At 68.0% G+C, this 16,456-nt stretch carries 20 protein-coding genes and 2 pseudogenes; 4 read left to right on the plus strand and 18 right to left on the minus strand.

Translation table 11 applies throughout. The features are described from left to right. Positions 1-57: 57 nt before the first annotated feature. Entirely contained in the window at positions 58-999 is a 942-nt protein-coding gene (hemC, locus tag H4W31_RS29985) for a hydroxymethylbilane synthase (RefSeq protein ID WP_192769703.1), read from the minus strand. A 399-nt stretch (positions 1,000-1,398) separates the two neighbouring features. Between hemC and H4W31_RS29990 the strand changes: the two genes are divergently transcribed. Continuing rightward, positions 1,399-2,139, plus strand: a complete 741-nt coding sequence (locus H4W31_RS29990) for an SAM-dependent methyltransferase (RefSeq protein ID WP_192769704.1) — start codon at positions 1,399-1,401, stop codon at positions 2,137-2,139. A gap of 120 nt (positions 2,140-2,259) precedes the next feature. On the opposite strand, the gene H4W31_RS43905 is transcribed toward H4W31_RS29990, so the two are convergent. From H4W31_RS43905 to H4W31_RS30035, 9 genes and pseudogenes are all read right to left on the minus strand, one after another. Continuing rightward, positions 2,260-2,382 (minus strand): hypothetical protein, encoded by a 123-nt coding sequence (locus H4W31_RS43905; RefSeq protein ID WP_264084091.1) that lies wholly within the window; start codon positions 2,380-2,382, stop codon positions 2,260-2,262. 64 nt (positions 2,383-2,446) lie between these two features. Further along, on the minus strand, positions 2,447-2,893 hold the full coding sequence (locus tag H4W31_RS43240; RefSeq protein ID WP_225945754.1) for a hypothetical protein: 447 nt from the start codon (positions 2,891-2,893) through the stop codon (positions 2,447-2,449). Positions 2,894-3,231: 338 nt separating this feature from the next. Then, positions 3,232-3,738, minus strand: coding sequence for an NUDIX hydrolase (locus tag H4W31_RS30000; protein ID WP_192769705.1), 507 nt, complete (start codon positions 3,736-3,738; stop codon positions 3,232-3,234). A gap of 154 nt (positions 3,739-3,892) precedes the next feature. Beyond that, positions 3,893-4,321 carry an NUDIX domain-containing protein gene (locus H4W31_RS43245; protein WP_318783758.1) on the minus strand — a complete coding sequence of 143 codons (429 nt, stop codon included), beginning with the start codon at positions 4,319-4,321 and terminating at the stop codon, positions 3,893-3,895. 3 nt (positions 4,322-4,324) lie between these two features. Beyond that, positions 4,325-4,543: pseudogene (locus tag H4W31_RS44470) on the minus strand (DUF4158 domain-containing protein); the annotation flags it as partial. A 346-nt stretch (positions 4,544-4,889) separates the two neighbouring features. Next, a complete protein-coding gene (locus H4W31_RS30020; RefSeq protein ID WP_192769706.1) occupies positions 4,890-5,633 on the minus strand; it encodes a class I SAM-dependent DNA methyltransferase in 744 nt (247 codons plus the stop codon). 133 nt (positions 5,634-5,766) lie between these two features. Next, positions 5,767-6,834: a CU044_5270 family protein gene (locus H4W31_RS30025; RefSeq protein WP_192769707.1), complete on the minus strand. Its 1,068-nt coding sequence runs from the start codon at positions 6,832-6,834 to the stop codon at positions 5,767-5,769. Further along, the gene (locus H4W31_RS30030; protein WP_192769708.1) at positions 6,831-7,388 is read right to left on the minus strand and encodes an RNA polymerase sigma factor; all 558 of its coding nucleotides are present in this window, start codon (positions 7,386-7,388) and stop codon (positions 6,831-6,833) included. The genes H4W31_RS30025 and H4W31_RS30030 overlap by 4 nt, the downstream gene beginning before the upstream one ends. A 185-nt stretch (positions 7,389-7,573) precedes the next feature. After that, complete coding sequence (locus H4W31_RS30035) at positions 7,574-7,747, minus strand: hypothetical protein (protein WP_192769709.1); 174 nt, start codon at positions 7,745-7,747, stop codon at positions 7,574-7,576. 165 nt (positions 7,748-7,912) lie between these two features. Between H4W31_RS30035 and H4W31_RS30040 the strand changes: the two genes are divergently transcribed. Continuing rightward, positions 7,913-8,712 (plus strand): IS5 family transposase gene (locus H4W31_RS30040; RefSeq protein WP_318783759.1). Its coding sequence is split into 2 segments (ribosomal slippage): positions 7,913-8,252 and positions 8,252-8,712, totalling 801 coding nucleotides; the frame shifts between segments, so codons are not numbered across the junction. Positions 8,713-8,718: 6 nt separating this feature from the next. Here H4W31_RS30040 and H4W31_RS43910 read toward each other — a convergent pair. The 3 genes from H4W31_RS43910 to H4W31_RS30050 all read right to left on the minus strand — a co-directional run bounded on the left by H4W31_RS43910 (position 8,719) and on the right by H4W31_RS30050 (position 11,162). Next, positions 8,719-8,841, minus strand: coding sequence for a hypothetical protein (locus H4W31_RS43910; protein WP_264084092.1), 123 nt, complete (start codon positions 8,839-8,841; stop codon positions 8,719-8,721). Between the two features lie 182 nt (positions 8,842-9,023). Beyond that, entirely contained in the window at positions 9,024-10,361 is a 1,338-nt protein-coding gene (locus H4W31_RS30045; protein WP_192769711.1) for an ABC transporter permease, read from the minus strand. Between the two features lie 3 nt (positions 10,362-10,364). Continuing rightward, positions 10,365-11,162, minus strand: coding sequence for an ABC transporter ATP-binding protein (locus tag H4W31_RS30050; RefSeq protein WP_192769712.1), 798 nt, complete (start codon positions 11,160-11,162; stop codon positions 10,365-10,367). Between the two features lie 124 nt (positions 11,163-11,286). Between H4W31_RS30050 and H4W31_RS30055 the strand changes: the two genes are divergently transcribed. After that, the gene (locus H4W31_RS30055; protein WP_192769713.1) at positions 11,287-11,892 is read left to right on the plus strand and encodes a TetR/AcrR family transcriptional regulator; all 606 of its coding nucleotides are present in this window, start codon (positions 11,287-11,289) and stop codon (positions 11,890-11,892) included. Between the two features lie 244 nt (positions 11,893-12,136). After that, positions 12,137-12,534: pseudogene (locus H4W31_RS30060) on the plus strand (transposase); the annotation flags it as partial. Here the strand turns inward: H4W31_RS30060 and H4W31_RS30065 are convergent. From H4W31_RS30065 to H4W31_RS30085, 5 genes are all read right to left on the minus strand, one after another. After that, complete coding sequence (locus H4W31_RS30065; RefSeq protein ID WP_225945755.1) at positions 12,531-12,731, minus strand: carboxymuconolactone decarboxylase family protein; 201 nt, start codon at positions 12,729-12,731, stop codon at positions 12,531-12,533. The pseudogene H4W31_RS30060 and the gene H4W31_RS30065 overlap by 4 nt on opposite strands. An 86-nt stretch (positions 12,732-12,817) precedes the next feature. After that, positions 12,818-13,816 (minus strand): NAD(P)-dependent alcohol dehydrogenase, encoded by a 999-nt coding sequence (locus tag H4W31_RS30070; protein ID WP_192769714.1) that lies wholly within the window; start codon positions 13,814-13,816, stop codon positions 12,818-12,820. Continuing rightward, positions 13,813-14,046: a helix-turn-helix transcriptional regulator gene (locus H4W31_RS30075; RefSeq protein ID WP_192769715.1), complete on the minus strand. Its 234-nt coding sequence runs from the start codon at positions 14,044-14,046 to the stop codon at positions 13,813-13,815. The genes H4W31_RS30070 and H4W31_RS30075 overlap by 4 nt, the downstream gene beginning before the upstream one ends. Next, positions 14,040-14,468, minus strand: coding sequence for a hypothetical protein (locus H4W31_RS30080; RefSeq protein WP_192769716.1), 429 nt, complete (start codon positions 14,466-14,468; stop codon positions 14,040-14,042). Before H4W31_RS30080 ends, H4W31_RS30075 begins: the two co-directional genes overlap by 7 nt. 212 nt (positions 14,469-14,680) lie before the next feature. Next, positions 14,681-16,390, minus strand: a complete 1,710-nt coding sequence (locus tag H4W31_RS30085; protein WP_192769717.1) for an FG-GAP-like repeat-containing protein — start codon at positions 16,388-16,390, stop codon at positions 14,681-14,683. Positions 16,391-16,456: the final 66 nt, after the last annotated feature.

Below are 16,456 nucleotides of genomic sequence, written 5' to 3' on the forward strand. Positions count from 1 at the left end.
CGAGTTCGGGACACCGGCCCGTGAACTGCGTGCGCGGCTGCGGTACCTGGCGGTCGGTCAGGCCAACCCGTGGGTAGGCAGGTCGAGAAGGTCACGGGCGCCCTGCCGGAGCAGGGCCGCGGCGACAGAGGTCCCGAGGGTGATCGGGTCCGCCGCCCATTCGTGCACGTCGAGCACGGTCTTGCCGTCGAGGCTGATCACCCTCGCCCGCAGGCTGAGCCGCCCGTCGGGCTCGGTGCGGGCGAGCGCAGCAATCGGTGAGTGACAGTTGCCCTGCAGGATGTGCAGCATGGTCCGCTCGGCCACGGTCTCCTGTCCGGTCCGCAGGTCGCTGAGGCTCGCGGCCAGGTCACGGGTGCTGGTGTCGTCGTCGCGGCATTGCAGGACCAGGGTTCCGGAGCCGACGGCCGGGACCATCGTGTCGACGTCGATCGGGTGGGTGATCCGCTCGGCCTGCCCGATCCGTTGCAGGCCGGAGACCGCGAGCAACAGCGCGTCGTACGTCTCGCCAGCGTCGAGCTTGGCCAGCCGGCTGTTCGCGTTGCCGCGGATGGCCACCGGCACCAGGTGCGGCCAGTGCAGGGCCAGCTGCGCGACCCGCCGGACCGCAGAGGTACCGATCCGGGTGCCGGCGGGCAGCTGCTCGATGCGCAGTCCGCCCGGGTGTACGAGGCAGTCCCGGACGTCGTCGCGGGTGAGGTAGGCGGCCATCACCGTGCCTGCCGGTGCCGGCCGGTCCCCGGGTACGTCCTTGACGCAGTGCACCACCAGATCAACGTCCCCGGCGACCAGGGCAGCGTCCACCTCCTTGGTGAACGCCCCCTTGCCACCCAGTGCGGCCAGGTCGCCGAGCCACCGGTCCCCGCTGGTCGACATCGACATCACGTCCACGGTGACCTCGGGGTGCCGGTCGGCGAGCATCCCGCGGACCCGCTCGACCTGGGCCAGCGCCATCGGGGAGTTGCGGGTACCGATACGCAGGAGGCGGGAGTCGGACATACCGGCGAGGGTAGTCCGCTAGATACGGGCGTTGACGACCAGGTCGGATGCCCACCTCATGACCGGTGATCGTGGACGCGATCTTGTACGTCGTACGGCGGCGGGTGTTCCTGGCGGCAACTGCCGGTGGACTTCCCACCCTGGCCGGACCGCGTACTGGCACTTCACCGTTTCGAGCGGCGGGGTGTGACCGATCGGATCCTGGGGTACGAGCCGTCGCTATTTCACTCATCCGGGTTCCACCCTGGAGGCCAGGATAATCCAGTTGCGTCCGATGGGCGCCTCGGCTACGGTCCCGCTTCATTATCGAGTATGGAAGAGGTGTTTTGGTGCGTGTCAACGGAGTTTGCCCACGCTCGGTCCAATCCATTCGTACGACTTTAGTTAGGAATCACAGATTTGGATCTGCCACGTAGTTTCACCATCCGGGAGAGCAGTCACCGGCTCCTGAACCCCATCACGCCGGAGAAGCTCGCCACGTTCGGACGCGCAATCGGACTGCGTACCGACATGTCGGTGCTGGATCTGTGCTGCGGTAAGGGTGAGATGCTGTCCACTTGGGCCCGTGACCACGGGACAACGGGGACTGGTGTCGACATCAGCACGGTGTTCCTCAGTGCGGCTCGCGAGCGCGCCGCCGAATTGGCTGTCGCGAACCGCGTAACGTTCGTCCACGGCGATGCCTCGACCTATGTCTCGACCGAGCAGGTTGACGTAGCGGCCTGCATCGGGGCGACATGGATCGGCAGGGGCGTTACCGGCACCGTTGCGCTGCTTGCGCGCGCCCTCCGGCCGGGGGGACTGATGCTCATCGGGGAGCCGTTCTGGCGGGCCGAACCGCCCGACAAGGAGGCGATCCCGACGCACCACGCCCAAGCAAACTATGAAACCTTGCCAGGGCTCGTGAGGCTCTTCGGAAGCCTCGGGTACGACCTCGTCGAGATGGTGCTCGCCGATGAGGACAGCTGGGACCGGTACCGGGCCGCGCAGTGGTTCAATATCCGAAACTGGCTCGACGCGAACCCGGATGATGAGCTCGCCGCCGAGCTTCGGGACGAACTCACCCAGGCGCCGCTGGACTACATTCACCACGAGCGACACCTACTCGGCTGGGGTGTCTTCGCGTTGAAAAAACGCTGATTGAGTCGGTGCCGGCCCAACCGCAACCGGGAGGGCCGGCACCGGCTAGCAACGCAACGTCGCGAACCTATCGGGAGCCTTACGACGTCGGCGCAGGCGTGGCCCTGGTCCTCATCGCTATCAATGCAGATCCGCGTGAAACTCATGGTGATGCTCGGGGCAGACGAACAGCCGGAGCTCGCCGAATTGTCCCACATTCGCGCCCACGATGTCGTCGCTGGCGATGGTGAAGAGCAGTACCATCGCGCTACCGCAGACGCCACAGGAAAAGGTGTACGAGTCGTGCAGGTGCCAGGTGGGCCAGCGGCTAGTTATCTTGATCGTCCCGCCGCGCCGGCTCGGGTGGGGCTGCCAGGATGTCGCCGATGTCAGCAGTGTGGCGCCATCGCAGCTCGATGGTCGGGCTGCCCTCCGCCTGGTTCCGGGGCGGATCCCAATGGCTGGTCGGACACCAGAGGATTTGCAGGAGGTCGAGACCCTCCGGCCACCAGGGGCCCGGCACGTCCCTGGCGAAGATTTGCGCGACCGGCACCATCGCGACCGCCGGGAGTCCCGATGGCTCGTCCTCGTCCGGTACGGAGCAGGTCGGCCATGGGTCCTCCCGTGGCCAGAGCAGCGGACCGCCGAGAGAACTGTCGTGGATCCCAGGGGCGCCCGGCTCCGCGTCGAGACAGGCAGCTTGCCTGCCGTACGGGGCGAGCTCCGGCATGGCGCTGAGAATCTCGCCGACCGGAGGGCGCTGGGGACGTGGCAACGGACAGCTCCTACGGGGCCGCCCGTAGTTTCCAGACCAAAAACAACGGTAAGCAGTTGATCTAGGCCCGCACCTGGGGGTGACTACCTCGGGACGGCTGGGTTGCCGGACGCCGTTTCGGCGTTTCCGTGATCCCGCTACGTGGGACGGGAGGTCAGCGCCGGTGTCGGCGGTGGTGCTCGTCGTTCTCGGCGGTGATGCGTGCGGAGGTCTTCTCACCGAGCCGGACGTAGATGCCCAGAGTGGCGAGGTGCCGGTGGCGGGACTTGGCCTGTAGTTCGGTGGCGCTGCGCGCGCGGGTTGATCACAGGTACCGGTGACCGCACACCTGGAACTTGCTAGAGGCCGAGTTGCACCGGCCGGCCCGGAGTTCCCGCTGTAAGCAGCGATGTTAAGGGTGTGGTGAGGTCACGGGGCGAGAACAGCTCAGGCCCCGTATGGCCGGCGATCTCCGAGAGCTGCCACCAGCGGAATGCGGCCAGGTTCTCCTCTGCAGCGAGTTGGGCGTCCGTCAGGTCGCCGCGGGGCTGGAAGTTGTTCGCGCGGATGAGGAAGTAGTCGTTGATGATGCCGCCGGAGGCCCGCGGATGGTCGGCGGCCGAGATTTCCTGGTGCCAGATGTGCGGTGGATCGGTGGTGATCGCCAGACCGGTCTCCTCACGCAGTTCACGGCGCAGAGCCGTCAGCGGGTCCTCGCCGGGTTCGATACCGCCGCCTGGCGTCGCCCAAACGGCCTTCGCTTGCTCTGGTACCGCCGGGTGAGGAAAGTCGAACCGGCAGAGCAGGATGCGGTCGTCCTCATCAAGGATGATCGCGCGGACGGCGCGGCGCAGGTTCGGCGTCATGGCGCATCGGACGCGGTAGCGAGGCTGATGATGATCGGCACCGCCGCAGACTATCAACCGAGAGATCGAGCGGTGACTCTGAAACGAGGGATCTCGGCTGAGACAATCGCTTGGACCGCGGCGGCCGGATCCGCCGATGACGGCGCGTTGACGGTCAGGCGCGAGCGCCCCGCATAGCTTCCATCAACGCCGTGCCTACGGGCTCGTGGGCGAGCGGAGGCAACTCCTCCGGCCGGAACCAACGGATCTCGTCATGTTCATCGGGAGCGGCGTTTGTCGGTGTCCCCTCCCACTCGCCGACGATCCAGGCGCTGAAGCGCACGGATTCCTCTGCGCGGCCTATCTCCAGCCAGCACAGGTGGATCGCTGAGCCGGTTGTTATCTGCACGCCCAGTTCCTCATGCATCTCCCTGGCGAGCGCAGCCAGCTCTGTCTCGCCTGCCTCGATGTGTCCGCCGGGCAGATCCCATACGTTCGGGTAGACATGGCGGTTCGGACTTCGGTGGACGAGCAGGACCCGACCTTCGCGAACCAACGCCGCGGTAACGATCTCGTGCATGGGTGGAGATTCTGGCATGCCCATCCGACCATGGGCGTCCGCGACCGCCAGGAGCCGCTGCGACAGCCGGCCCACTGCGGCGTCCGGCGCCAACGGCACCTCATCGGGCACGAACCCGAGCCACGGCAGCGTGCACAGCTGGACCGCCACACCCAGCACGTTGCGACCAGTGCGGAACTGACGCACGAACGCCTCGTCCGCACCGGTCAACGTGAAGTACCGGATCAGAGCTTGATCAGCCCTCAGTTCTTACCGTTGTTTTTGGTCTGGAAACTACGGGCGGGCCTACGGGCGGCGAAACGACGACCGCACCATACAGCCGCCATCGTCGCCGCTGTTCTCCGTCCTACTCATCCGGGTCCCCGGCTATAAGCAGGTCGAAGAGACGTCGATCGCCGTCGAGCTTCAGGGAGTCAACCGGAATACGATCGTAGAAGGCGAGGACCAGCTCACTGGCCGTACTCTGGGCGGAGGCGTCCGCCGTATCCGGGTCCTTACCGGAAGCGGTGGCGGGCGTGGGGAGGCGGGCAGTCCGTGCGCCGGCGTGTCACGGACCAAAGATCGCGCGCGACGCCGTGCCGGTGGCCAAGGATTAGCGGTCGGTCGGGATGCGGTAGACGGATACGTGGGATCGCGTCTCGGCGGTGAACTCCGTGCCGCGCCAGTCCGCGTGCCTGGTCTCCAGCTCGAATCCGGCCAACTGCGCCATCAGGTCCAACTCCGCCGGCCAGATGTAGCGGTGCGGGGTGCGAAACAGCTGAGCTTGCCTGCCCTCACCGAACCCGAAGTTGTACGAAACGACGTGCTGGCGTAGCACGTCATAGGTGTCCAGGCCGATGTGATCAGATCCGGAGTGCCAGACCACGGCCTGTTGACCCGGTGGGAGCTTGCGTAGCTCGGGCACCCACAGTTCGACCACGAACCGGCCGCCGGGTGCCAGGTGGCGGGCGGCGTTACGAAAGCATGCGACCTGCTCAGCCTGGGAGAGCAGGTTCGCGATCGCATTGAAGACGAGGAAGACGAGCGTGTACCTCCCCGGGACGGTGGTGGTCGCCATGTCTCCCACGACTACCGGGATCGTCGCCTCGTCCGCCTTCGTACGCAGTTGGTCGACCATCGGACGGGACAGCTCGATGCCGCTGACGGGCACTCCGCGCTCGGCCAGCGGGACGGCTACCCGGCCCGTTCCGATCGCGAACTCCAGGGCGCTGCCGTCGCCGGCGAGTTCGGCGAGGCGGTCCACGGTCGGCCCCAGCACCTCCGGTGCGAACATGCCGGTACCCGGCGTGTCGTACTGCTGAGCGGCGTCGACGTCCCAGATTTCCTCCTGCTGCATGCCCGCGATGCTCGTCGTGGGCGTACACGTTGTCCAACGGTTTGCCGTCGTGGGCACGCTGCTCGGGGTAGGACCGCCGGCCCTGCGTCCGGTCCGGCCAGTGCTGACGCGCCTGACCGGACCGGCGTGGGTCTCAGCCGAGCTGGTCCGTTCTGCGGGAATCGAGGATCAGTGTGTAGGTGAGCGGTTCGCGACGCGGCCCCAGGATGGTGGTCTCCGAGGCGAGCAGGGCGCCCGTGCGCTCGTCGAAGATCAGTACGTACTCGTACTGGTTCGGGTCACCGCGCTCGGCCGGCGGCATCAGGGTCGTACTCGTCGCGACGCCCTTGCGTCCTGCCCGGTCGGTGGCCGCGCCGCGCCACACGAACCCGTCGAGGTCGGCCAGGGTGAGCAGGACCTGGGCGCGTACCTGCCGGGGCACGACGTAGCTCCGGTACAACTCCAGGGTCCACTTCTGGGCGGCGGAGGCGCCGTACCTCGCCCGAAGAACCGTGGCGACCGCGGTGGGATCCGTGGGCGGTTCGGTCCGGTCGGCCGGACGGGCCGCCTCTGCCGGGTCGGCTGCCCGGCCCGGGGCGACCGGGGGGATGTCGGTGGTCGTCTCGTGTGGGATCGGCGGGTGGCCGAGCTTGGGCAGTTCCCGCTCCCAGTACCGCCGGGACTCCTCGCTGGTGAATTCCGCCGCCAGTGTCTTGCGGCGGGACCGGCCGCTGCCGTCCCGCGCGGTCCACAGCCGGCGCTCTTCGACATAGCTCAACTCGTGGCCCTCGTCGGAGAGCCTCGTCGCACCCCAGGATTCTTCGTGCTGGTAGGTGTACCGGCCGGTTTCGCCGTCGTACGGGGCGTCGGTTATCCGGCCGGCGAGGGCGCGCAGGTGGCCGGCGGCCGGCGGCGGGTCGGTGTCGAACTGGTAGGCGACTGGCAGGAGGACCTGGCCGACCGCGGTGCTGTCCGGCGGGTGTGTGCCGCCGGTCGATCCCTTCGGCAGCGCGTAGGCGGTGACGACCGAGGCCGCCACCGCCGCACCACCGACCAGCATCAGCCGGCGCCGGGGCAGCAGCGGACGGGAGGACCCGGCCATCGCGGTCTCGGCGCGCGCGATGAGTTGTGCCGGCGTGACCGGCGGCGGGGCGATGGTGGTGTCGCGGGCGGGGTCGACCGGTCCGAACGAGTTCCGGATCTGCTGTTCAGCCTTCATCATGCGGTTGCCCTCACTTGGGTTCCGCCGCCGCAGGGCGTCGAGGTGGTCGGGACAGGCGCGGTCAGCACGGCGGCGAGCCGCCGCCGGGCGCGGTGCAGGCGGACCTTTGCCGCCGTCCGGGTGCAACCCAGCACCTGGGCGGCCTCGGCGATGGTGAGCTGCTCCCAGCCGATCAGACGGATGATTTCCCGGTCGATCTCGGGCAGTCGGGCAAGGGCGGCGTGCAGGTCGGCGACGACCGCGACCGCGCTGGGTTCGAACCCGTTCGTCGCCCGCGTCGCGATGCTGGCCGGCAGCGGGTACGGCGGAGGATTCGTCCGCCGGGCGCGCCAGTGGTTGGCCAGGAGGCGGCGGGCGACTCCGTAGAGCCAGGGCAGGCAGTTGTCGGGCACGTCCTGGCGCCGGCGCCACGCTATCTCGAACACTTCCTGAGCGATCTCCACCGACGTGTCGACGTCCGCCAGCCGCCGGAATCCGTACCTGACGATATCGGAGTAGTGGGCGGCGAAGATGTCGTTGAACCACTGCTCGCCACGCCGGTCCGCCCACCTCATCGTGCGTCCGGCACGGGCGTCGGCGGGTCGGTCCGGCGTGGCGCGGCAGAGTCAGCCGCGCCGACAGTCGAGGTGGCAACCGCCTGAGCGTCGAGGGCGACAGCCGACGCCGTCCTCCTGACGTACGGCAACGATCTTCGGACTCGCACGTGACGAACCTCCGGCTTGATGATGGGTCAACCCATTCATGTGTCAGCCGGCGCCGGATGGTTACCGCGAAATCGGCGTGTGGGCACCGCGCTCTGCCCCGGCCGGTCCGCGAGGCCCGCCGCCACCAGACTGGCGACCGCCACACCCGCCGCCGCCAGCAGGATCGCGGTCCGCAGGCCGCCGGCCCGGGACGCGTCGGAGTTCGCCACCGCCACCAGTACGGCGGTGTGCGGCTTCCCGCCAGACCGCGATCATGTGCAGCCGCTCCGCGCTCTCGCCCGCCTTACAACTCCTAACAAAATGATGTTGGGCGTATCCGGTGGTCGTGAGGATCGTTCTGTCTGGGTGTGAGGAGGGGTGAGCAGCCGCCGTGGATCGTCTCGGACGGGTTGTGGGCCGAGATCGAACCGCCGCTACCGGCCCGACCACCCAGACGGACCCGGTTCCCCGGCCGCAAACCGTTGGACGACCGCAAGGTCTTGTGCGGGATTCTGCTCGTCCTCTACACCGCGATCCCCTGGGAGTACCTGCCGAAGGAGTTGGGGTTCGGGTCGGGGATGACCTGCTGGCGCAGGTTGCGGGACTGGAACGACGCGGGCGTGTGGCAACAGTTGCACGAGGTCCTGCTGGCCAAGCTCAGAGCCGCCGGCCAACTGGACATGTCCCGGGCGGTGATCGACGGCTCCCACGTACGGGCGCTCAAAGGCAGCCCAAAACCGGACCGAGCCCGGTCGACCGCCGCAAGCCAGGCTCGAAACACCACGTCATCACCGACGCGGGCGGTATCTCCCTCGCCGCGAGCCTGACCGGCGGCAACCGCCACGACGTCACCCAACTGATCCCCCTGGTCGAGGCGATCCCATCGGTCAAGGGCATCCGGGGGCGTCCTCGGCAACGACCCGACAGGCTGTACGCCGACCGCGGCTACGACTACGACACCTACCGCAGGCAACTACGAACCAAGGGCATCACCCCGCTCATCGCCCGACGCGGTACCGGCCACGGCTCCGGACTCGGCACCCGACGCTGGGTCGTCGAACAGACCATCGCCCTGCTGCACTGGTTCCGACGGCTACGCATCCGCTGGGAAATCCGCGACGACATCCACGAAGCCTTCCTCACCCTCGCCTGCGCCATCATCTGCTGGCGCCGACTCCAACACTCATGCAGTTAGGAGTTGTTAGTGGACCGACCTGTCACCCCAGCTCTGGTCGGCGTTCTCGCTGGCGATCGCGAGCACGCCGAGCACACCCACGACGAGCGGCGGCACGACCAGCATCCGGACGCCGGTCGTGCCGCTCAATGTGGCCGGATCCGGGTCCGACACGCCGACGGACAGGCCGTGGTCGATGGCGGCGGCACGGCGGCGACGGCAAGCCGCAGCGTCTATCGATGCCGCTACGCTGAATTGCTGATCATCAACACGAGCTGCCTCGGACGCACACGGCCTTACCAGCGGTAATGCTTATTGTCCTGGCATTGGGCTTAAGGGGTTACGGAGACTGCGGACATGGCTGGGGTTTTGAGGATTCGTACGGCGGTGGCCAGGCTGGTGACCAGGGTCGCGGTGGCGGCGACCATCACGATGACCAGCCAGATTCCGGGGCCCTGGTTTGGGAGGACCGAGTCGGTGCGGACGAGGGTGAACGGCAGGATGCCGGCGATACCTGCGAGGGTGCCGAAGAGGACTCCAGTCACGGCCAGTACGAGGCTTTCGCCGCCGACCATTTTGAGTACCTGTCCAGGAGTGGCTCCGGCGAGGCGTTGCTGTCCGAATTCTCGGCGGCGGTAGGAGGTCCCGGCGTACAGGCTGTTGATCAGCATGAGGCAGGAGAAGACCACGATGATGCTGACGACGACGAGGTTCATCGTCTCCAGGTTCTTGTCCTCGACCGACTTGGTGAGACCGGACGCTTCGATCGCGTCGCTCTCGACGGCCTGCATGTACAGCGTGGCCGTCGCCATCCCGGTGAAAAGGATCAGCGGCATCAGGATTCCGGACAGGTCCTCGGCACGCTGGCGTAGGTTGAGCACGGTCAGGTAGCCGCTGGCGCCGAAGAGTCTGCCGAACGGCCGCTCCAGCCATCGGAGCAGAGTTCGCAGCAACACCGGTGAGAAGACCGCGAAGCCAGCCGACAGGACGATCGCGCCGTACGCCGGTGCCGCCATCAACGCGCTGTCGGTGGCCTTCATCGCGAAGGTGGCCGAGACCGCGACCGTGCCGAATAGCAGGGCCGCGTATCCGGCGAGCCTCTTCATTCGCCCGGTGGGCTTGCGGATTCTGGTGGCGGCCCTGATCGCCCGGCGTACCGCCAAGAGCGCGGCGCCCGCCGCCGCGAGCAGCGTGATGCCAAGGCCCGAGGTCAGCGCGATGGGGCCGAAGACGTAGTTCACGTCGTCGGCGACCTGCCCGCTGTGCTGGAACCGGTTGAGCAGCGCCTGCCCGCCGAGCATGGCGGGCCCGATGGCGAGCAGCGCGCCGACAAGGCCGACAATGGCTGCCTCGCCGACCACCATCCGCTTGATCTGCCCCGGGGTCGCCCCGGTGCAGCGCAGCAGGTTCATCTCCTCGTCGCGCTGGCGTACGTTCACGGTCAGCGTGGAGGCGACGGCGAAGAACACCAGCAGCGTGCCGTAGCCGCCGACCACGCCCGCCGTGAGGCCGAGTGACTCCGCGCTGACCTTGTCGACGTCGCTGGTGCCCGCGGTGTCGTGCAGCGAGTTGAACGTCATGATGATCGCGGTTCCGAGGAATGTGGCCAGCAGGGTGGCGATGAAGCGTCCGGGGCGCTGCCGGACCGATTGCGCGGCCAGGGAGAACATCGGTTACACCCCGACCGGTACATCGTCGACGTCGTCGATGTTGTCGCCGAGGTGGGCAAGGCGCTCGGCGACGCCGTCAACCGTCGGCTGTGCGAGCTGTCCGGCCAGCCGGCCGTCCGCGAGGAACCGCACGGTGTCGGCGTACGAGGCGGCCAACGGGTCGTGGGTCACCATTACCACCGTTCGGCCGTGGACCCGTACGGTCTGCTGTAGTAGCCGCAGGATCTTCCGCGCGCTGCGCGTGTCCAGCGCGCCGGTGGGCTCGTCCGCGAAGACCACGCTGGGTTCGGTGAGCAACGCTCGGGCGATCGCGACGCGCTGCCGCTGACCGCCGGACAGTTCGTCGGGCCGGTGACCGAGCCGGTCGCCGAGGCCGACCTCGGTGAGGATCTCCAACGTCCTGGCCTGGTCGATGGATCGCCCGGCGAGCTTCAGCGGCAGCGTCGTGTTCTGCGCCACGGTCAGGGTGGGCAGCAGGTTGTACTGCTGGAAGATGAAGCCGATCCGCCGACGCCGGAACTTCGTCAGTTGGGTCTCGCTGCGGCCGGTCATCTCCTCGCCGTCCACCATGACCAGCCCGCTGTCGGGCCGGTCGAGCCCGGCCGCGCACTGGAGCAGGGTCGACTTGCCGGAGCCGGAGGGTCCCATGATTGCGGTGAAGCTGCCGGCCGACAGGTTCAAAGTCACCTTGTCCAGCGCCGTCACGGTGTTGCCGGTCGTTCCGTAGGTCTTGCTGACCTCGACCAGACACAGCGCATCGGAGCCGTCTGTGGGCTGGTTCCTGCTTGTTCGGTGGAACATTGGCCATCCTCCTCGTCAGGGACTTGCCCTGTCATTCACCTGAATCTCAGTTCAACGAATCTAGATTCGGTGAGAACGGGTTCAGTATGATGAGTGACCGGAACGGTGGTCAAGGAGGATCTGCATGAACATGCGCAAGGCGAAGGCCGCCGAGACCCGGGCGGCGCTCAAGGAGGCGGCCCGCCGCCAGTTCGTGGAGCGCGGCTACCTGAACACCAAGATCGTCGACATCACGAAGGACGCCGGCCGGGCCACCGGTTCGTTCTACGAACACTTCACGGACAAGGAGGAACTCCTCCAGGAGCTCCTCGCCGACCTGCATGGACAGGCGCGCGAGCGTCTCAGCGGCGATGAACATCCACGCGACCACGACCTGACCGACCGCGAGCAACTCCGCACCCATCTCGCGGTGACCTGGCAGGTGATGCGGAACAACCTGCCTGTGATGATCGCGCTCTTCGAATCAACCATCGCCAGCGGTCCGGCCTCGGGCAGTATGTGGCACCGCCTCGTCGAGGACACCAACGTGCTCCGCGAACACCTTGATTACCTGCGAGAACAAGACCATCCACTGCCCGGTGACCCCACCCTCGTCGCCGCGGCGATGGGCGGGATGCTCTCCATGCTCGCCTACGCGCTACTCACCTCGAACGCGTCCGGCCTGACCGACGACGAGATCATCGACGCCCTCACCGCACTCCTCCTCGACGGCCTGCGTGGCCCACGATGAGCCGAGCCCACAATCAAGATCACTCACGGACCCGGTCGTGTTGCAGCGGACGCAACCCGGTGCGCCTGCCTGCATCCTCGAGGACAATAGGAACGCCGCCACCGAGTCGGCCCCGGCGTGGTAGGACGATCACAGAGCCCTACCCGTCCAAGCACACGCGACCCAGCCCAGATCCATTGCCGGCGAACACAAGAACGACATCGTCCTTCCGGTGCGGGAATGACCTGCTACAACGCTAATCTTCCTGATCACCGACACGGGCGGCATCCCCCTCGCCGCGAGCCTGACCGGCGGCAACCGCCACGACGTCACCCAACTGATCCCCCTGGTCGAGGCGATCCCATCGGTCAAGGGCATCCGGGGGCGTCCTCGGCAACGACCCGACAGGCTGTACGCCGACCGCGGCTACGACTACGACACCTACCGCAGGAAACTACGAGCCCGACGCATCACCCCGGTCATCGCCCGACGCGGTACCGGCCACGGCACCCGACGATGGGCCGTCGAACAGACCATCGCCCTGCTGCACTGGTTCCGAAGGCTACGCATCCGCTGGGAAACCGCGACGACATCCACGAAGCCTTCCTCATCCTCGCCTGCGCCATCATCTGCTGGCGCCGACTCCAACACTCATGCAGTTAGGAGTTCTTAGGAGCATCCGAGGTGTGCATGTGCAGGCAGTACGCGCAGCCGTTGAGCTGCGAGGCGCGGATCTGGACGAGTTCGACCAGGGCCGGGTCGAGGCCTTCCCGGGCTGCGGCGTCGAAGCCGATGAGGGCCCGGAACGCCTTCGGCGCGGCCTGTGCGAAGTTGATCCGGGGTGCGTTGCTGTTCGTCATGAGGACAAAGCTATGAGCGGAAAAGACCGCTCATAGGGTGCAATCTGACGGCGGAATCGTGAGTCAATCACGAGTCATGCTGGCGGTCACTCCGCTGGTGCGGTCGCGGCGCCCTGCACCGTGACGACGACCTTCCCCGCTGGATGACCCTGCGCGAGGTAACGGATCGCTTCGGGCGCGTCGGCGAGGGCGTAGACGCGGTCGAGGACCGGGGTGACCGTGCCCGACTCGATGAGCGGGGTCAGTTCGTCGAGGTCCTCGTAGCGCTCCCGACCGGTCACACCGCACACCCGCTGGCTGCCGAACAGCGAGACCAACGGCGCGGCCATCTGACGCTGGAAGCCGCCGAGCAGCCGGCCCCTGGCATGTCCGCCGCCGACGAGGGCGATCGTCCCGTGCGGCGTGACCGCGCGCCGGAGCAACGACATCGGCCGGCTGCCCGCCGTGTCGATGACGATGTCGTACCGGGTACCGCCGTGGTCGATCTCGTGCCGGGTGTAGTCGATGACGTCCTCGGCACCGAGGGCGCGCACCAACTCGACCTTCGCGGTGCTGCAGACACCGGTCACGCTTGCCCCGTACGCCTTGACGAGCTGGACGGCGAACGACCCGACGCCCCCGGCCGCACCGGTGATCAGGACCCGCTGCCCGGGCTGCACCCCGGCGTCGCGGACGCTCTGCAGTGCCGTCACCGCGGAGATGGGCGTCGCCGCCGCCTGCTCGAAGGTGAGGTTGGCCGGCTTGGATGTCAGCCGGTGCTGCCGTGCCGTCGCGTATTCGGCGAACGAGCCGCTCTCGCAGGTGCCGTAGACCTCGTCGCCGGGGCGCAGCCGGGTCACGCCGGCACCGACCGCCGCCACGACACCGGCGACGGCCCGACCGAGCGCCGCCACCCTGGGCCGGCGCAGCCCGACCGCGAGGCGTACGGCCATCGGCCGGCCCGTCATGAGGATCCACACGCCCGGGTCGACCCCGGCGGCGCGCACCTCGACGAGCACCTCGTCGTCGCCGATCGGGGGCGTGTCTAGGTCGCGGAGTTCGAGCAGGTCGGCCGGTCCATACGCGTCGCGGGCAATCGCCTTCACGGCTTCTCCTCGGGTGGGTCGGGGTACTGGAACACGTCGTCGAGCGGAACACCGAACACCCGGGCGATCCGGAAGGCCATCTCGAGGGTCGGCGAGTAGCGGCCCTGCTCGATGGCGATGAGGGTCTGCCGGGTCACCCCGATGCGCTCGGCCAGCCCGGCCTGGGTCATCTCGTCGTGCGCGAAGCGCAGCGCACGGATGCGGTTGGTGACCTGCGTCGGCTTCACCACTCGGGGACGCTCCGGCGGTAGACGATGACCTTGGTGATGCCGCCGATGATCGCCGACAGTACGAAGCAGAGGTAGATCACGTTGGCGATCCAGAACCGGTCCCAGCCCGCCAGCGCCATGAGCATCGCCGCGACCGCGCCGATGACGACGAACGACTGGCCGACGTGGTCACCGAGCCGGCCGATCTCGCGGTCCCGGACGTCCGTGACGCGGGATGCGCCCGGCAGCACGATCGCCATGCCGACCTCGGCCACGATCGACGCGAGGATGGCCGCACCGACCGTCCACAACAGGACGCCCGCGTACGGCACGTCAGGCAGCGGGCGGCCGTCCTGGCGGCTCACGATCAGGGCCACATAGGCGGAGTAGCCGAGGACGGCGACGACCAGCCTGATCCAGGCGCGTTTCTCTTCGTGCGTCACGCTCAGCCCTTCGTGATGTCTGGAATTTTTGACATCACGAAGGTAGCAAATCTTTGACTTTGTGTCTAGAAAGTTTTACATCGCTGTGCGGCGTGATCGTCGACGGATCGCTCTTCGTCCTGACCCGGTCACGGGGAGCGGCTCGCCCCGGCCGGCGGTGGACGGGTACGCGCCGGCCGGAACGGCGCCCCCACGGGTGCCGGGCGTTCAGTTCAGTTCAGGCGCAGGATCCACTGCCAGCCACCGGTGCCCACATTCACGGGATCGCCGAGGCCGTCGGCCGTTCCGGGGTGGAACAGCAGCGAGCTGTCCGTACCGGCGTTCGTGGTCGCCCAGAGATCGGGGTATCCGTCCCCGGTGATGTCACCGAGCGAGCCGACCAGCGGCGAGTCGGCTACCGGCCAGCGGCGGTCGGCGGCCGGTCGTGGCGTGCCGAGTGAACCGTTCCCGGTGTTCGGGTAGAGCCACAGGGTTCCGTCGGCGCGGTCCCGGGCCCAGAGGTCGGCCGAGCCGTCGCCGGTCGCGTCGCCCGGCGCCAGCGGATCGAACTGCGCCCACTCGGCGCCGCCGATCCGGACCGGAGCGGTGCTGACCAGTCCGGGTGGGGCCGCCGGGTCACCCCGGTAGAGCCACAGTCCCGACGCGTCCCGGACGATCAGGTCCGGATGGCCGTCGCCGTCCATGTCGTCGGCGGCGATCGCGGTGGCGCCGGCCCAGCCGGTGGGCCGGCCACGCATGGCGATCCGGTTACCGAGGTCGCCACTGCCGGTGTTCGGATACACCCAGAGCTGGTCGTCGAGGCGGACCAGCAGATCCTCCCGGTCGTCGCCGGTCCAGTCGCCACGGTGGGCCACCAGCGCGTTGGTCCAGCCGCCGGTACCGATCTCCCGGGAACTGCCGAGCTGTCCCGCGCCGAGCCCTGAGTACAGCCTCAGGTTGCCCTCGTTCTGGACTGCCACCAGATCCGGCCGACCGTCGTTGGTGAGGTCACCCGGCACGCCCGAGGGGCTCCTCGTCTCGGCGTACGCCGCGCCCCGCAGCAGCTTGTGGTCGGACAGGTCAGGTTCGATCGCGTCACCACGTACGGTGTGGAAGTCATCTGCGGTGACGAAGATGTCGTCGAACTTCTTTTCGACGCCGTTGATGACGACCGTCGGTTCACCGGAACGGCAGGCGGTGGCACCCGCGACCAGGCAAGCCTGGTCGAAGTGGTCCCGGTCGTTCTCGTCGACCTCGGCGAACCTGCCGGTGCCGGGCACTCCCGTCAGGACCGACGCCTGCGCGGCCGAACGGGGTACCTCGTTCAGATCGGCACCGAGTATCACCGGCAGCCCGGCGGACCACCGGTCCAGCAACGCGACCACCTGCCCGGAGCCGTTGTCCGGCGGGATGTACTGGGCCAGGTGGGTGGTGCAGGCCAGGGTCGTACGCCCCTGCACCGGACCACGCGCACACAGCACCCCCCGTGGCTCCTCGTCGTCCGGGACGTCAAGCTGGGCGGCGAATCTGTCCACCCTGTCCGTCGTCGACGCCTGGATGAAGATTCCCAGCCCGAACCGGGTGTCTCCACCGGCGTCCCACTTGGCGCAGCGGCTGGCCGAGGCGACCGTGCTGGCCCAGACGCCGCGATAGCCGGTCAGCGCGCCGCGCAGCGACGTCCACTGTCCGATGCACAACTCCTGCAGCATCACCACGTCCGTCTGCCAGGCGTCGATCTCCTGCTTGATCGCCCTGGTCCAGGAGGCGAGGTCACGGTCGCTCTGACAGGGCGCATGGGCGCCGCAGACGTTGTAGGTCAGGGTCCGGATGTTCGGCGCGGTCGCCGGATCGACGACGTCCGCCCGGGCCGACGCCACGGGCAGCAGCAGACTGGCGCCAACCGCGAGCAGGGCCACCCATCGAGTTCGCAGTGAACCACGCACAGCGTTTCCCCCCGTCCGCCCGTCCTCGGACAGGCCGAAAACTCCGAGCCGGAGCGTATCGTGTTC

This window comes from Plantactinospora soyae, from assembly GCF_014874095.1.
GTDB lineage: Bacteria > Actinomycetota > Actinomycetes > Mycobacteriales > Micromonosporaceae > Plantactinospora > Plantactinospora soyae.

Bases quoted from the DNA above. Each gene is read 5' to 3' on its own strand.
- H4W31_RS43245 (WP_318783758.1), bottom strand. From the start codon at position 4,321: ATGGGCATGCCAGAATCTCCACCCATGCACGAGATCGTTACCGCGGCG.
- H4W31_RS30050 (WP_192769712.1), bottom strand. From the start codon at position 11,162: ATGTTCCACCGAACAAGCAGGAACCAGCCCACAGACGGCTCCGATGCG.
- H4W31_RS30025 (WP_192769707.1), bottom strand. From the start codon at position 6,834: ATGATGAAGGCTGAACAGCAGATCCGGAACTCGTTCGGACCGGTCGAC.
- H4W31_RS30000 (WP_192769705.1), bottom strand. From the start codon at position 3,738: ATGACGCCGAACCTGCGCCGCGCCGTCCGCGCGATCATCCTTGATGAG.
- H4W31_RS30055 (WP_192769713.1), top strand. From the start codon at position 11,287: ATGAACATGCGCAAGGCGAAGGCCGCCGAGACCCGGGCGGCGCTCAAG.
- H4W31_RS30020 (WP_192769706.1), bottom strand. From the start codon at position 5,633: ATGCAGCAGGAGGAAATCTGGGACGTCGACGCCGCTCAGCAGTACGAC.
- H4W31_RS43905 (WP_264084091.1), bottom strand. From the start codon at position 2,382: ATGGTACTGCTCTTCACCATCGCCAGCGACGACATCGTGGGCGCGAAT.
- H4W31_RS30045 (WP_192769711.1), bottom strand. From the start codon at position 10,361: ATGTTCTCCCTGGCCGCGCAATCGGTCCGGCAGCGCCCCGGACGCTTC.
- H4W31_RS30030 (WP_192769708.1), bottom strand. From the start codon at position 7,388: ATGAGGTGGGCGGACCGGCGTGGCGAGCAGTGGTTCAACGACATCTTC.
- H4W31_RS30065 (WP_225945755.1), bottom strand. From the start codon at position 12,731: ATGACGAACAGCAACGCACCCCGGATCAACTTCGCACAGGCCGCGCCG.
- hemC (WP_192769703.1), bottom strand. From the start codon at position 999: ATGTCCGACTCCCGCCTCCTGCGTATCGGTACCCGCAACTCCCCGATG.